We start from the raw sequence: 14,946 nt of genomic DNA, 5'->3' as shown, positions 1-14,946 counted from the left end.
AACTCGCGGTAGGAGAGATTGGTGCATCAGTCGACTCTCGGGCCCTGGCTGCGCAGGCCGATGGTCCGACCGGAAGCGGAAATGCGTCTCGTGTGCTTCCCGCACGCGGGCGGCGCGGCTTCCTCGTTCCGTCCCTGGCAGCGCCTGCTGCCGGACGGGATCGAGCACGTGACCGTGCAGTACCCCGGCAGGGAGGACCGGTTCACCGACAGTCCGGTCGACTCGATGGACGTCCTCGTCCGCGAGGTCGCCGACGCCCTCGGCCCGCTGCTCGACGGGCCGTACGCCCTCTTCGGGCACAGCATGGGCAGCGCGGTCGCCTACGAGGTGGCTCAGGAACTGCGGCGCCGGGGCTTGCGGGCGCCGGTCCGGCTGCTGGCCGCCGGCCGGGCATCCCCCCATCACGCGGTGGCGGGCGACGTCCACCGCCGGGGCGACGGCGCGCTGGCCGACGAACTGGCACGCTACGGCGCGACGCCCCGCGAGGTGCTCGCGGACCCGGAGCTGCGGGCCGCCATCCTGGGGTACGTCCGCAGCGACTACCGGCTGATCGAGACGTACCGGCCGTCCTCCGCCGAGCCGTTGGACTGCCCGGTCAGCGTCTTCTTCGGTTCCGAGGACCCCGAGTGCGGCGCGCGGGACGCCGAGACATGGTCGAGCACCACATCGCACCCCCTGACCACCACGGCGTTCGACGGTGGCCACTTCTTCCTCGTTCCCCGGCGCGCCCTGCTGGCCGAGGCCATCGGCCGGGACCTGGGGGTCGGCTTCCAGCGCCCCGTGCGCACCTGGCCCAGCACCCCCTGAGACCTGAAAGGACGTCACTGTCATGGTCGCGGACTACTACACCGCCTCCGCGGAGTTCTACGAGATGGTGGCCGCACGCCACGTACGGACGAGTGCGGGGCCCCTGGCCGCCGCGCTGGCGGGGGTCGACACCACCCGCGGCCCCGTCGTCGAGATCGGGGCGGGCACCGGCCGGATCACCGCCGCCATCGCCCGGGCCCTGCCGGCCGTCCGGATCATCGCCGCGGAGCCGTCCGTTCCGATGCGGGCGATGCTGACGAGCCGGGTGTTCGCGGACGAGGACCTGCGGAACCGGGTGACGGTCGTCGCGGAGCCCGCCCAGCGGCTCACCCTGCCCGACACCGTCAGCGCGGTGGTGATCTTCGGAGTGGTGGGCCACCTCACCAAGGCCGAACGCGCTGATCTGTGGCGGAACCTGCGCGACAGGCTCCCCGACGGCGGCCCGATCATCGTGGAACTGATGGGGGTCGGCACCGCCCGTCACGTGCCGCCCTTCAGGATGCTGCGCGAGACGATCGGCGAGCAGACCTACGAGTGGTGGACGGAAGCCGAACCCGTCGGGGGCGAGGTGATGCGCTGGCGGACGTCCTGGAAGGTCTTCCGTCGAGGCGAACTGGTGCGCAGCACCTCCGACACCTACGACTGGGAGAACCTCAGTCTCGAGCAGCTCGCGCAGGAGGCCGGAATGAGCAGCAGCCTGGTGAGCGCCGGGGGCGTCCCGGGGTCACCGGAGATCGGCAAGCTGATCCGGTGACGGGGCGCCGGCCCGAGCGGGCCGCCTTGCCCCGACAGTCTTGACAATCGTTTTCATTAACGCTTTCATGGGTCCTGCTCGGCCCACCCTCGTCGGTCCGCACCACTCCGGTTCCGGCGTCGTCCCGCCCGAGACCGCGCGGCACACGGCCATCCCGCCGTCTCCACCTGTCGGGCCCCCCGCCCTCCAGGGAGAGGCGGACACCGAGGGCGGCGGGGCCCGGGTGTGCGGCGGACCCACATCACTGGTCCTTCCGACCCGCGCACCCTCCCGGCCAGTTACCCCCTCCCCGCCGCTGCGAGACGGTGCCGCCGCACCCTCGTGGGGCGTGGCCCGCACCGCTACAGCGGCCAGTACCCGCTGCCGACCGGAAAGCGAGACCTCTCGTGACCCATCGGGACTCCTTCCCCGAGCGCAAACTCCCCTTCACCGGCGATCCCGTCGCCGTCGCGGCCGCGCTGTCCGCGGGCACCGACGCCCCCCATCTCCTCTACGAGCAGGGCGGCTCCGTCACATGGAGCGAAGGCGAGTCCGTCGTGATCGAGGTGGACGCGGCATCCGTCCGGCTGCACGGTCCGGACATCGAGCCGGTGGAACTGCCCGTCGGCGCACACCCACTGGCCACCGTCGGGGAACTTCTGCGGACCCGGACCGAGGGTGTCGGATCGGCGCACGGCTGGATCTCCTTCGAGCTCGCCCACGTCCTCCACGGGGACGGCGCGGCCGGCGACGGAATCCTCGCCCGGTTCGTCGTCCCGGAACGGGAGATGGAGCTGACGCCGTCCGCGGCCGTACTGCGGGCCGGCGGACCGGACGCCCTGGACGAACTGGAGAGGCGGCTGCGCACCGCCTCGGCCACCGAGCCCGCGGGGCGGCGGATCGCCGTCGACCTGGAGGAGCACGCCGACCGGTACCGCACGGCCGTCGCCGACGTCGTACGCGCCATCCGCGCCGGGGAGTTGGACAAGGCCATCGCCTCCCGCACCGTGTCCGTGCGGGCCGAACTCGACCTCCCCGCCACCTATGTGGCGGGACGGCGCAGCCATCTCCCGGCCCGCTCCTTCCTGCTGCGGCACGGTGGGTGGGAGGCCGCCGGCTTCAGCCCCGAGATCGTGGCCAGGGTCGACGCCGACGGCCTCGTCACGGCCCAGCCGCTGGCCGGCACCCGAGCGCTGACCGGCGATGCCGACGCCGACGCGGCCCGCCGGGCCGATCTCCACCGCGATGCCAAGGAGGTGTACGAGCACGCCGTCTCCGTACGCCTGGTGCAGGAGGAACTGAACACGGTCTGCCTGCCGGAGTCGGTGCGCACGGAGGAGTTCATGGCCGTGGAGGAACGGGGGAGCGTACAGCACCTCGCCTCCCGGCTGCGGGGCCGGCTGGCGCCCGGCCACGACCGGTGGGGCGCGCTCGCCGCCCTGTTCCCCGCCGTGACCGCCTCCGGAATACCCAAGAAGCCCGCCCTCGCGGCGATCCGCCGTGTCGAGGAGCGGGAACGCGGGCTGTACAGCGGCGCGGTGGTGCGGCTGGAGGCCGACGGCACCCTGGACGCGGCCCTGGTGCTGCGCACCGTCCTGCGCCGGGACGGCCGGACCTGGCTGCGCGCCGGAGCCGGCATCGTGGCGGGCTCCGACCCGGAACGGGAGCTGGAGGAGACGAGGGAGAAGCTCCGGGCGGTCAGCGGTCACCTGGTGCCCGCCTCACCGGCACCGGCGTCGGACGACGAGGGGAGGGAGCCCGTGGCCGGCGCCGTGACGGCACCGTGAACCGGAGCGGAGGCACGCGCGCATCGCGGCTACCGGAGCCGCCCGCGGCCGCGACGGCGCCGTCCGCCACGCCCTGGGGGGCACACTGCCACCGGCGCCCTCGCCAGGGGCGGAGATGACTCGCGTCCGTCCGCCGACCACGCCGGGGTACCGCTGTGCACCGGCGCGGCGGCCCGACCCCAGCGGCACCGCCCGCACGGCTCTCCGCTCCGGCGCCACCGGACGCCCCGGCACCGTCCACCCGGCACCGCACCGCGGCGGAGCCCCTCGGGAGCGCCGCCCAGTTCACCACCGGCCGCGGTGGGACCCGCCGCGGTGACGTCCGCCCCGGGCGAGGCCACCGTGGCCGATGCGTCCGGCGGTCACTTCGGTGCCGTCGCACCGCCGCACGTCCGCCCCACCCGGTCGCCGAGCACCGGGTGGCCCCACCACAGCCGGACCGGGCCGGACCTGGACACCGAGGGAGACCCACCCGATGACCACCACCGAGCCCACGACGGCACCCGAGCGGCGCTCCGACGCCCCGCCCGCCGACGACCGCGACGAGCGGCGGCGCACCGCCGGCGCACTGCGCGAACTGCGCCGCCCGGTCGCCCCGTTGACCCGGGCCGGCATCGTGCTGGGCGCGCTCGGAGCCGTCACGAAGCTGGTGCCCTTCGTCGGCATCGCCGAGATCGGCCGGGCACTGCTCGCCGACGGCCCCCCGGACCGGGACCGGGTGGTCACCGCGGCCGTCGTCGTCGCCGTGACCCTCGTCGTCGGCTGGAGCTGCCACGGCACCGCCCTGTGGATCACCCATCTCGCCGACGTGCGGCTCCAGGCCGACCTGCGGCGCCGCACGGTCGCCAAACTCGGCCGGGTGCCGCTGGGCTGGTACTCGGCCACCACCTCCGGACAGGTCCGCAAGGCCGCCCAGGAGGACATCGACGACCTGCACCACCTGGTCGCCCACCACGACGTCGAACTGGCCGGCGCGATCGCGCTGCCGCTCGCCGGACTCGGATACCTGCTCTGGGTCGACTGGCGGCTCGCCCTGCTGGCGTTGGCCACTCTCCCGGTCTACTTCACGGCGTACGCCTTCATGATGCGCGGATTCGGCGAGAAGATGGCCGCGCTGGACACCGCCTTCGGCCGGGTCAGTGCCGCCGTCGTCGAGTTCGTGCACGGCATCGGTGTCGTCAAGGTGTTCGGCGGTACCCGCCGGGTCCACGCCGGCTACCGCGAGGCCGTGCACGCCTACGGCGACCAGTACGTGGGCTGGGTCAGGCCGGTCCTGAAACTGGACGCGTACACCTCCATGGCGCTGTCCGTGCCGGTGATCTCCGTGGTCGGACTGGCCGGCGGCATCTGGTTCACCCACGAGGGCTGGGTCTCACCGGCCGACGTCCTCGCCGAGGTGCTCGTCGCCGCGGTCCTGCCCACCACCCTCCTCACCCTCAACCAGGGCCTGGCCGCCCAGCGCAAGGCCGTGGCCGCCGCCGGGCGCGTCACCGCGCTGCTCGACGTCCCCGAACTCCCCGTCACCGACCGGCCCCGGCGACCGAACGGCAACGACGTCGTCCTCGACGGTGTCGTCTTCGGCTACGAACCCGACCGGCCCGTGCTCCACGGCATCGACCTGACCTGCCGCGCCGACACCGTCACCGCCCTGGTCGGCGGCTCCGGCGCGGGCAAGTCCACCCTCGCCGCCCTCGTCCCCAGGTTCCACGACGTGGACGCCGGCACGGTCCGCATCGGCGGGACCGACGTCCGCGACATCGCGCCCGAAGCGCTGTACCGGCACGTCGGGTTCGTCCTCCAGGACGTACAGCTGCTGCACGGCACGGTCGCCGACAACCTCCGCCTGGGCCGTCCCGACGCGACCGACGACGACCTCGTCGCCGCCGCGACCGCCGCCCGCGTCCACGACCGTGTCACCCGGCTGCCGCGCGGTTACGACTCGGTCGTCGGCGAGGACGCCCGGTTCTCCGGCGGCGAGGCGCAGCGCCTCACCATCGCCCGCGCCCTCCTCGCCGACGCGCCCGTCCTCGTCCTCGACGAGGCCACCGCCTACGCCGACCCGGACTCCGAGGCGGAGATCCAGGACGCGCTGTCCACCCTGGTGCGGGGCCGTACCGTCCTCGTCGTCGCCCACCGCCTGTCCACCATCACCGGCGCCGACCGGATCGTCGTACTCGAGGCGGGCCGGGTCGTCGAGCAGGGCACGCACACCGAACTGCTCGCCGCCGAGGGCCGCTACGCCCGCATGTGGGCGGCCCACCGCCCCGCCGACGAGGCCGGTGCCGAGCCGACCGAGGAGACCGACCGATGATCCGCCACCTGGCCACCGTCCTGGGGCCCGACCACCGGGGCGCCCTGCGCCGCTACCTGGCCTGGCTGGTCGCGTACGCGGTCCTCGAAGGCGTCGCCATGGCGTTCCTCGTGCCCGTGCTGCGCGCCGTGTTCGACGGTGACACCCCGGCAGCGCTGCGGCACCTGGCGACGCTCGCGGTCCTCGTCGTGGCCACCTGCGTCGCCCGCTACCAGCAGGCCATGCGGGGCTTCGGGCTGGCCGTCGTCACCCTCACCACCCTGCACGACCGGCTCGGCGACCACCTGGTGCGGCTGCCGCTGGGCTGGTTCACCTCCGAGAAGGTCGGCCGGGTCGCGCGCTCGGCGACCACCGGCACGTTCACCGTGACCAATGTCTTCGCCCACCTGCTCACCCCTGTCGTCAGCGGGGTCGTCACCCCCGCCACCGTCGCCTTGGCCATGCTCGTCCTGGACTGGCGGCTCGGTTCGGTCCTGGTGTGCTGCGCGCCGCTGCTGTACGCCACCCACCGCTGGTCCGCGTCGTGGATCGGCCGCAGCGAGGAGCGGCGGGAGGCCGCCGACGCCCTCGCCGGCAACCGGGTGGTGGAGTTCGCCCGGGCACAGAAGACCCTGCGGGCCTTCGGCCGCGACCACGTGGGCCACGCCCCGCTGGAGGCCGCGGTGGAAGAACGCAGCCGGGCGGGCGGGCGGATGCTCGCGGAGACCATGCCCCGGCTGCTCGCGGGCGGCCTCGCCGTCCAGCTGTGCTTCGCCGCCCTGGTGGCCACCGGCGTGGCCCTGGCCCTGGGCGACGCCGTGGAACCCGCGGCGCTGGTCGCACTCCTCGCGCTCGCCGCACGGTTCGTCGGTCCGGTGACCGAGGTCGCCGGCATGAGCGGCATGCTGCGCATGGCGGGCAACGACCTCGGCAGGCTGGCCGCCCTGCTCGACGAGCCGCCGCTGCCCGACACCGCCCCCCGCGCCGCCCTCGAACGCTCCGGCGAGATCACCTTCGAGAACGTCACCTTCGGCTACGACGACGGTGACCCGGTCCTGCGGGACGTCTCCTTCGACGTCCCCCCGCGCACCATGACCGCCGTGGTCGGCCCGTCCGGCGCGGGCAAGACGACGCTCGCCCGGCTCATCGCCCGCTTCTTCGACGTGGACGCCGGATCGGTCCGCGTCGGCGGCACCGACGTGCGCGAGATGCCGGTGGAGCAGCTGATGACCCAGATCTCCCTCGTCCAGCAGGACGTGTACCTGTTCGACGACACCTTGGAGGGCAACATCCGCGTCGGCCGTCCCGACGCCACCGACGAGGAGCTCCGCGAGGCGGCCCGGATCGCCGGGGTGGACGAGATCGTCGAGCGGCTGCCGGACGGCTTCGCCACCCGCGTCGGCGAGGGCGGCACCTCCCTGTCCGGCGGCGAACGCCAACGCGTGTCCGTCGCCCGCGCCGTCCTCAAGCGCGCCTCCGTCGTCCTGCTCGACGAGGCCACTGCCGCCCTGGACCCGGAGAACGAGAAGTACGTCCAGCAGGCCCTGCGCACCCTGATGCGGGACTCCACCCTGCTGGTGATCGCCCACCAGCTTTCCACCGTCACGGCCGCCGACCAGATCCTCGTCCTGGACGAGGGCCGCGTCAGCGAGCGGGGCACCCACGCGGAACTCCTCGCCGCCGACGGCCTGTACGCCCGCTTCTGGGAGCGGCGCCGCCGCAGCCGCGGCTGGCGCCTGGTACCCCAGGCGGCGGTGGACGCCGCGGAGGCGACCCGGTGACCGGCGCCGTCGCCGGTCACCGGCACGTGGGACGGCACGCCGTCCTGCCCGTGCGCCGGGCCGGCCGCCCGGTGCGTGGCGGCGGACGGCCGGCGACTGCCCGCGGCGTCGTCCCCGCAGTCAAGGCCGCGGCATGGTGCCGTCCGTACGCGGTTTTCGATACGACGACGATATGTCCGGGCCCGTAGCCTCGGAGTATGCGTGTGCTGATCGTCGAGGACGAGCCCTATATGGCGCAGGCCATCCGCGACGGCCTGCGCCTGGAAGCCATCGCGGCGGACATCGCAGGTGACGGCGACACCGCGCTCGAGCTGCTGAGCATCAACACGTACGACATCGCCGTCCTCGACCGGGACATTCCCGGGCCCAGCGGTGACGAGGTCGCCAAGAGCATCGTCGCCTCCGGCAGTGGCATGCCGATCCTCATACTCACCGCTGCCGACCGTCTCGACGACAAGGCCACCGGGTTCGAGCTCGGCGCCGACGACTACCTCACGAAGCCGTTCGAACTTCAGGAACTCGTCCTCCGGCTCAGGGCACTCGACCGCAGGCGTGCGCACAGCAGGCCGCCCGTGCGGGAGATCGCAGGTCTGCGGCTCGACCCGTTCCGCCGGGAGGTACACCGCGACGGCCGCCATGTCGCGCTGACGAGGAAGCAGTTCGCCGTACTCGAAGTCCTCGTCGCTGCCGAAGGCGGTGTCGTCAGCGCCGAGGAACTGTTGGAGCGGGCCTGGGACGAGAACGCCGACCCGTTCACCAACGCCGTACGGATCACCGTCTCAGCCCTGCGCAAACGGCTCGGCGAACCCTGGGCCATCGCCACCGTGCCAGGCGTCGGCTACCGCATCGACACCGCGCCCGGCACCGGACACCAGGGGCAGAGCCGTGGATAGGCAGCCCGGTGTGAGCGTGCGCGTCAAGCTCACCCTCAGCTACGCCGGATTCCTCATGCTGGCCGGTGCCCTGCTGATGGGGGCGGTGTGGGTGTTCCTCCTGAGATACGTCCCCGACCGTGCGATGCTCTACAACCCCGACGACAGGCCCAGCGGCGGTGTTTTCCCCGTCCGGTCCGCTCTTCTGGACGTCTTCGCTCCGAGGGCGGCCGCAGTACTGACATTCCTGCTGGTGTTCGGCCTCGTGGGCGGGTGGATCCTCGCCGGCCGCATGCTCGCTCCGCTGACCCGCGTCACGGACGCCACCCGCATGGCCACCAACGGCTCGCTCTCCCACCGCATCCGGCTGCCGGGCCGCGGGGACGAGTTCCGCGAACTCGCCGATGCCTTCGACACCATGCTGGAGCGGCTCGAAACACACGTCGCCGAGCAGCAGAGATTCGCCGCCAACGCCTCGCATGAACTGCGCACGCCGCTGGCGACCACGCAGGCTCTCCTCGACGTGGCGCGCAACGATCCGCACCGCGACATCGACGAGCTCGTCGAGCGCCTCCGCGTCGTCAACGCCCGGGCGATCGGCCTCACCGAGGCGCTGCTCGTGCTCAGCCGCGCCGACAAGCAGGCCTTCACCCGGGAGCCGGTCGACCTGTCCCTGCTCGTGGAAGAGGCCGCCGAGACACTGCTCCCGCTCGCCGAGAAGCGCGGGGTCACCATCGACACCTCCGGTGACGTCGCCACGGCTTCCGGGTCGCCGGCGCTGCTGCTGCAGATGACGACGAACCTCGTGCACAACGCCATCGTGCACAACCTGCCCGAACGCGGTTCGGTGTGGGTCCGCACCGGCGTCCGCTCCGGGAGCGCGGTACTCACTGTCGAGAACAGCGGCGAGAAGCTCTCCCCGGAGTTGGTCTCGACCCTGACCGAACCGTTTCAACGCGGCACCGAACGCGTCCACACCGACCACGCCGGCGTCGGCCTCGGCCTGGCCATCGTCCAGCGGATCGTCCACGTACACGACGGATCCCTCGCCCTCACCCCGCGTGCCGACGGCGGCCTGCGAATCGCCGTTCAACTGCCCGCCCCGGCACCCCATTCAGCCAAGCAGGTCAGGAACTTGACCAGTGAGTGAAGCAAGACAGGACGTTGCGGACGAGCGGCGGCAGGCCGAAGCGGACGGGCGCGCCGAGACCGCCGAAACCGCCGAGACCGCCGAGACCGCCGAGACCACCGTGAAGCGCCCGGTCGCCCACCGGGTGATCGGCAGCCTGTCCCGGCCGGGGCCGTGGCAGCGCGGCCGGGTGCTCGCGGCGTCGGCGCTGCTGCTCGGCCTGCTCCTGCTGCTGCATGCGCGGATACCGAACCGGATCGGGAACATCGGCAGTCTGGTGGAGACCGCCCTGCCGTGGTTCGGCGTGTTCGTCCCGGTGCTGCTCGCCGGGGCGCTGTGGCGTCGGTCCGCCTCCGCGGTCGTCGCACTGCTGCTGCCGGTCGTGACATGGGTGAGCCTCTTCGGCGGGCTGCTCGTCGACAAGTCACACGCGGGCGGCGACCTCACCGCGGTCAGCCACAACGTCGACGCCGACAACCCCGACCCCGCCGGCACCGCCCGCGACCTGGCCGCCGCCGGCGCGGACCTGCTGGCCCTGGAGGAGATCACCGCACGGGCGAAGCCGGTGTACGAGAAGGAGCTGGCGAAGGCGTACCCGTACCACTCGGTGCAGGGCACGGTCGGTCTGTGGAGCAAGCGGCCGCTGTCGGATGTCCGGCCGGTCGACATCGCGCAGGACGTCGGGCCGCTGGGGGACTCCAAGCCGGCCGACGTCAAGCTGGCCGACAACCGGGCGCTGCGTGCCACGGTGGCCACCGACCACGGGCCGCTGGCCGTGTATGTGGCTCATCTGGGATCCGTTCGCGTGAATCCCGGGCAAGGCTTCTGGACGGCGAGCCGGGACAGGAACGCCGAGGCGCTCGCCGAAGCCGTCGCCGCCGAGCAGAACAGGCGGGTGGTGCTGCTCGGCGACATGAACGGCACCACGGACGACCGCAAGCTCGACGGCCTCACCTCGCGGCTGCACTCGGCCCAGGACGCGGCCGGGAACGGCTTCGGCTTCAGCTGGCCGGCGAAGTTCCCGATGGTACGGATCGATCAGATCCTCACCCGGGGCGTGGAGCCGCGGAGTTCGTGGGTGCTGCCGGCTACCGGGAGCGACCACCGGCCGGTGGCGGCCCGCGTCGGCTGGTGACGGCAGCCCGGTACGGGACGTGCCGCAACAGGCTGGTCCGGAAATCCCGGAGCATACCGCCGGCGTATCGAAAACCGCATACGCCCCCGCAACACCGCATTGCCTTGACTGGCGGCATGTCCTGCAGCGAACCAGTACACACAGCAGCCGGAACCCGGCGGTACCCGGGGGCAGGCGCCTCGGGCGGGCCTTTGACCGTCTGGCCGATCAGCACCACCGAGCACTTGGCGTTCGTACGGTCCCAGCGGTCGGCCGGCTTCCTGCAGACGCCGGCCTGGGGCCGTGTGAAGACCGAGTGGCGCAGCGAGTCCCTCGGCTGGTTCGAGGCGGACAACTGGTCGGCGCCGGGCTCGTCCTGCATCGCCCGGTGCCGAAGCTCGAACGGTTCACGCTGGCCTATCTGCCCGAGGGCCCGCTCATCGACTGGACCGGCGATCTTGGCGTGTGGCTCGCCCCCCTGGCGGCTCATCCACCCCCGCCGTGGTTGAGACCGCCCAGGCCGGCGGGAGAACCGTGCGCACCGAACAGCCCAACACCGGCCGCTGGTGCCTTCGCGGGTCCCGCCCGTGGCGCGGGAGGCCGGGAGGGACGGAGGAAGGGGGAGTTCCGGCCGCGATGCGTGGGGTCCACCCCGCGTGTGTGTGCCGTGCCCGGGCCTCACACCCAGGCGCGGCACACGCACGTCAGGTCCCCCTCCGACTGCCGTTGGGCCCGACGTGACAGCTGTCGCACACGCCGGTCAGTTCGAGGGTGTGCTCCACGTCGTGGAAGCCGGTGGTGCGCGCGACCTCGGCCGCCCATCGCTCGACCTCCTCGGACTCGACGGCGAGACTGAGACCGCACCCCCGGCACAGGAGGTAGTGCCGGTGTCCGTCGGCGGGCCGGGGCCGGTAGAGGCGTTCGCCGTCGCCGTCGCGCACCATGTCCACCTGACCCGCGGCCTCCAGCAGGTGGAGCGTGCGGTACACGGTGGTCAGGCCGATCTCGACACCGTCCGCCGTGAGCGCCGCGTGCAGGACCTGGGCCGAGGTGAAGCCCTCGCAGGTGGTCAACGCCGAGAGGACGGCGGCCCGTTGCGGGGTGTAGCGCCACTCGCCGCGGGTCGTTCCGTACATGGGTGTGCCTCCGTCACGGTGGGAGCCGCCGGGCGGGGCGGACGAGCGCGCCGGGCCGCCCCGCGTCGGGTCAGACGGCCGCTGCGAGGGACGAGGGGCCGTGTTCGTGCTCGCAGACCTCTCCGGTGTCCCAGGCGGGGAAGGGGTCGGCCGAGGGCACCGGCTCCCCTGCGGCCATGAGGCAGGCGGCGAGGGCGGTGCGCAGGGAGTCCGCCCGCAGGCCGACACCGATGAAGACCACCTCCTGCGCGTGCGGCACGTCGCTGTCCCGCGCACCGGAGGGTTCGAAGCGGGCGACGGAGCCGGCCTGGGACCACAGACCGGTCACGCCCTCGCGCCCGGCCAGCGTGAAGAAGCCCTTGGAGCGCAGGACGCGTCCGTACGCGCCGCTGTCCAGGCCCTCGGTGACGAAGTCCCAGAGGCGCCCGGGATGGAAGGCCGCGGCCGACCGGAAGACGAGGGAGGAGATGCCGTACTCCTCGGTCTCCGGGACGTGGTCGCCGTTCAGCTCCCGCACCCAGCCCGGTGCCTGCTGGGCGCGTTCCAGGTCGAAGTGCCCGGTCTCCAGGACATCACGGGCGGCGACCCGGCCGTGAACCGAGGTGATCAACCGCGCCTGGGGATTGAGCCGGGTCAGCACCCCGCGCAGCCGATCGGCGTCGGTGTCGTCGACCAGGTCCAGCTTGTTCAGCACGAGTACGTCGGCGAACTCGACCTGGTCGATCAGCAGGTCGCTCACGGTGCGCTCGTCGTCCTCATAGGGGGCGAGCCCGCGCTCGGCGAGATCGTCGCCGTCCGCCAGTTCGGCCAGGAAGTTGGCGGCGTCGACCACGGTGACCATGGTGTCCAGGCGTGCCACGTCGTCCAGTGCGGCTCCGTCGTCGCGGGCGAAGGCGAACGTGGCGGCCACGGGCATCGGCTCGGAGATGCCGCTGGACTCGATGAGCAGGTAGTCGAAGCGGTCCTCCCGGGCGAGCCGGTCGACCTCCTCCAGCAGGTCGTCCCTGAGGGTGCAGCAGATGCAGCCGTTGGTCATCTCCACCAGCCGCTCCTCGGTCCGGGAGAGCGCGGCCTCACCGCCGCGTACCAGCGCGGCGTCGATGTTGACCTCGCTCATGTCGTTGACGATCACCGCCACGCGCAGGCCCTCGCGGTTGGTGAGGACGTGGTTGAGCAGGGTCGTCTTACCCGCGCCGAGAAAGCCCGACAGCACGGTGACCGGCAGGCGTCGGGACCGCATCCGCTCAGCCTTCCGGGCGCAGCAGCCCGCGCCGGTAGGCGGGCACGAGGTGCTGTGGAACCCGGTAGGTCACGCCGTCCACCGTCACGTCGACCAGGCGTGGTGTGCTCGCCTTCCACTGGGCACGGCGGTGGCGGGTGTTGCTGCGGGACATCTTGCGCTTGGGAACGGCCATGACGGGGGCCTTTCGTGGGAGAACGGTGATCGGTCGATCGGCAGCCACGGAAACCGCAGGAGGTCGGGTCGGTACGCCTCGACCTGCGGCGGACGCTGAGCGGCCGGGCAGATGAACGAGACCGGAGACCGGAGACCATGCCGGAGACCACGACGTTACATGAAAACGGTATTCATTGTTAACGGGAGGGTGTGTTCCCGCCGCCGTGTTGTCCGGTTCCGAGTGCGGGCCACCCGTCCTCCTGCGGGGGCGATTCAGAATGGCTGCCAGATCCGGGCCAGTGCCGACGTGGTGAGGACCTGATCGGGGTGTCCCTGTCCTGCGAGGCGGCCGTCCTGGAGCAGCAGGCAGCTGTCCGCCGCGCGTGCGGCCTCGAGGTCGTGCGTGGCCTGGACGACCGTCACGCCGTCGGCGACGAGTGCGGTCAGCAGTGTTCCGATCCGCGCCCTGGCTTCCGGGTCCAGCCCCGTGGTCGGCTCGTCGAGCAGCAGCAGGTCCGACTCCTGCGCCAACCCCTGGGCGATCAGGGCGCGTTGGCGTTGACCGCCGGACAGCTCCGCCAGTTGGCGTGAGGCGAGGTCGCCGATGCCGAGCCGGTCGAGCGCGGAGTCCACGGTCGCGTGGTCCTGGCGGGTGAGCCGGCGCCATGGTCCGCGCTCGCCCCACCGCCCCATCTCCACGGTCTGCCGGACGGTGAGCGGCAGGGTGTCACCGACGGCTCCGCGCTGCGGCACGAACGCGGGCGGCAGCTCTCCGTCGTGGTGGAGTTCGCCGGATGTCGGGCGGATCACGCCGGCGAGAACGCCGAGCAGGGTCGACTTGCCGCTGCCGTTCGGGCCGACGAGTGCCGTGGTGGTCAACGTGGCTATTTCCGCGCTGAGTCGGCGCAGGACGGGGCGCCCCGGGTGGCCCGCGCACAACTCGGTGAAGCGGACGTGAGGGGTCCGCTCTCGGGGTGGGGTGGCCGAGGGGTGGGGTTTGTTGAACATGATTTTCATTGTAGTGTCCCTCGGTATGGAATGGTTGACGGCCCCGTTCGAGGTGACTTTCGTTCAGCGAGCCCTGTGGGGCGGCATGCTCGTGTCCGCGATCTGCGCGCTGGCGGGCACCTGGGTGGTTCTGCGGGGGATGGCCTTCCTCGGCGACGCCATGTCCCACGGCCTGCTGCCGGGGGTCGCGCTGGCCTCGCTGTTCGGCGGGAACCTGATGGTGGGCGCGGTGGTCAGCGCCGTCGTCATGACGGCGGGCGTCACCGTGCTCGGACGTACCCCGAGGCTGTCCCAGGACACCGGCATCGGGCTGCTCTTCGTCGGCATGCTGTCGCTCGGGGTGATCATCGTGTCGCGCTCGCAGTCCTTCGCGGTGGACCTGACCGGCTTCCTGTTCGGTGACGTCCTCGCCGTCCGCCGACAGGACCTCTTCCTGCTCGCGGCGGCGCTGTTCGCGGCGTTGGTGGTCTCGGTACTCGGGCACCGCGCCTTCCTGGCCCTGGCGTTCGACTCACGCAAGGCCCAGACCCTGGGGCTGCGGCCGCGCCTGGCCCACGCCGTGCTGCTCGGTCTGCTCGGTCTGGCCATCGTGGCCTCATTCCACATCGTGGGAACGCTGCTCGTCCTCGGCCTGCTCATCGCTCCGCCGGCCACGGCCCTGCCGTGGGCGCGCAGCGTCCGCGGGGTGATGGTGCTCGCCGCGCTCCTCGGCGCCGCCGCCACGTTCGGCGGCCTGCTGCTGTCCTGGCACCTGGGCACCGCCGCCGGAGCGACCGTCTCGGCCCTCGCGGTCAGCCTGTTCTTCCTCTCCCACCTGGCGTCCGGTCTGCGTCACCGACGTACGCGCCTCGCCGCCGCACCCGCCCTCGAAACCGACTGAAAGAAGCCTGAGG

General features: G+C 72.5%; 13 protein-coding genes and 1 pseudogene. 10 read left to right on the top strand and 4 right to left on the bottom strand.

All coding sequences use genetic code 11. The features are described 5' to 3' along the window. Positions 1–21 precede the first annotated feature (21 nt). The 9 genes and pseudogenes from ACZ7G3_RS08240 to ACZ7G3_RS08200 form a co-directional block, all read left to right on the top strand. Positions 22–807: a thioesterase II family protein gene (locus ACZ7G3_RS08240; protein WP_470924121.1), complete on the top strand. Its 786-nt coding sequence runs from the start codon at positions 22–24 to the stop codon at positions 805–807. A gap of 22 nt (positions 808–829) precedes the next feature. Then, positions 830–1,561, top strand: a complete 732-nt coding sequence (locus ACZ7G3_RS08235; protein WP_426598968.1) for a class I SAM-dependent methyltransferase — start codon at positions 830–832, stop codon at positions 1,559–1,561. Between the two features lie 386 nt (positions 1,562–1,947). Next, entirely contained in the window at positions 1,948–3,327 is a 1,380-nt protein-coding gene (locus ACZ7G3_RS08230; protein WP_470924119.1) for a salicylate synthase, read from the top strand. 475 nt (positions 3,328–3,802) lie between these two features. Next, positions 3,803–5,638, top strand: a complete 1,836-nt coding sequence (locus ACZ7G3_RS08225) for an ABC transporter ATP-binding protein (protein ID WP_470924117.1) — start codon at positions 3,803–3,805, stop codon at positions 5,636–5,638. Beyond that, positions 5,635–7,398: an ABC transporter ATP-binding protein gene (locus ACZ7G3_RS08220; protein ID WP_470924115.1), complete on the top strand. Its 1,764-nt coding sequence runs from the start codon at positions 5,635–5,637 to the stop codon at positions 7,396–7,398. Before ACZ7G3_RS08225 ends, ACZ7G3_RS08220 begins: the two co-directional genes overlap by 4 nt. A gap of 197 nt (positions 7,399–7,595) precedes the next feature. Further along, positions 7,596–8,291 (top strand): response regulator transcription factor, encoded by a 696-nt coding sequence (locus tag ACZ7G3_RS08215; RefSeq protein WP_470924113.1) that lies wholly within the window; start codon positions 7,596–7,598, stop codon positions 8,289–8,291. Between the two features lie 10 nt (positions 8,292–8,301). After that, complete coding sequence (locus tag ACZ7G3_RS08210) at positions 8,302–9,420, top strand: sensor histidine kinase (protein WP_470924111.1); 1,119 nt, start codon at positions 8,302–8,304, stop codon at positions 9,418–9,420. A gap of 124 nt (positions 9,421–9,544) precedes the next feature. Then, a complete protein-coding gene (locus ACZ7G3_RS08205) occupies positions 9,545–10,534 on the top strand; it encodes an endonuclease/exonuclease/phosphatase family protein (RefSeq protein ID WP_470924535.1) in 990 nt (329 codons plus the stop codon). Positions 10,535–10,650: 116 nt separating this feature from the next. After that, positions 10,651–11,003 (top strand): annotated as a pseudogene (locus ACZ7G3_RS08200) (peptidoglycan bridge formation glycyltransferase FemA/FemB family protein); the annotation flags it as partial. A gap of 214 nt (positions 11,004–11,217) precedes the next feature. Here the strand turns inward: ACZ7G3_RS08200 and ACZ7G3_RS08195 are convergent. The 4 genes from ACZ7G3_RS08195 to aztA form a co-directional block, all read right to left on the bottom strand. After that, positions 11,218–11,649, bottom strand: a complete 432-nt coding sequence (locus ACZ7G3_RS08195) for a Fur family transcriptional regulator (RefSeq protein ID WP_426598979.1) — start codon at positions 11,647–11,649, stop codon at positions 11,218–11,220. A 70-nt stretch (positions 11,650–11,719) separates the two neighbouring features. Continuing rightward, positions 11,720–12,889: a GTP-binding protein gene (locus ACZ7G3_RS08190; RefSeq protein WP_470924109.1), complete on the bottom strand. Its 1,170-nt coding sequence runs from the start codon at positions 12,887–12,889 to the stop codon at positions 11,720–11,722. 4 nt (positions 12,890–12,893) lie between these two features. After that, positions 12,894–13,064, bottom strand: a complete 171-nt coding sequence (rpmF, locus tag ACZ7G3_RS08185; protein WP_426598981.1) for a 50S ribosomal protein L32 — start codon at positions 13,062–13,064, stop codon at positions 12,894–12,896. Between the two features lie 254 nt (positions 13,065–13,318). Then, entirely contained in the window at positions 13,319–14,062 is a 744-nt protein-coding gene (aztA, locus tag ACZ7G3_RS08180) for a zinc ABC transporter ATP-binding protein AztA (protein ID WP_470924107.1), read from the bottom strand. A 16-nt stretch (positions 14,063–14,078) separates the two neighbouring features. Between aztA and aztB the strand changes: the two genes are divergently transcribed. Beyond that, positions 14,079–14,933, top strand: a complete 855-nt coding sequence (gene aztB / locus ACZ7G3_RS08175) for a zinc ABC transporter permease AztB (RefSeq protein WP_426598983.1) — start codon at positions 14,079–14,081, stop codon at positions 14,931–14,933. Positions 14,934–14,946 lie beyond the last annotated feature (13 nt).

It is taken from the genome of Streptomyces sp. NPDC037271, assembly GCF_055603605.1.
This window is presented reverse-complemented; position numbering and strand designations above follow the sequence as displayed.

Bases quoted from the DNA above. Each gene is read 5' to 3' on its own strand.
- ACZ7G3_RS08195 (WP_426598979.1), bottom strand. From the start codon at position 11,649: ATGTACGGAACGACCCGCGGCGAGTGGCGCTACACCCCGCAACGGGCC.
- rpmF (WP_426598981.1), bottom strand. From the start codon at position 13,064: ATGGCCGTTCCCAAGCGCAAGATGTCCCGCAGCAACACCCGCCACCGC.
- aztA (WP_470924107.1), bottom strand. From the start codon at position 14,062: ATGAAAATCATGTTCAACAAACCCCACCCCTCGGCCACCCCACCCCGA.
- ACZ7G3_RS08220 (WP_470924115.1), top strand. From the start codon at position 5,635: ATGATCCGCCACCTGGCCACCGTCCTGGGGCCCGACCACCGGGGCGCC.
- ACZ7G3_RS08190 (WP_470924109.1), bottom strand. From the start codon at position 12,889: ATGCGGTCCCGACGCCTGCCGGTCACCGTGCTGTCGGGCTTTCTCGGC.
- ACZ7G3_RS08235 (WP_426598968.1), top strand. From the start codon at position 830: ATGGTCGCGGACTACTACACCGCCTCCGCGGAGTTCTACGAGATGGTG.
- ACZ7G3_RS08225 (WP_470924117.1), top strand. From the start codon at position 3,803: ATGACCACCACCGAGCCCACGACGGCACCCGAGCGGCGCTCCGACGCC.
- ACZ7G3_RS08215 (WP_470924113.1), top strand. From the start codon at position 7,596: ATGCGTGTGCTGATCGTCGAGGACGAGCCCTATATGGCGCAGGCCATC.
- aztB (WP_426598983.1), top strand. From the start codon at position 14,079: ATGGAATGGTTGACGGCCCCGTTCGAGGTGACTTTCGTTCAGCGAGCC.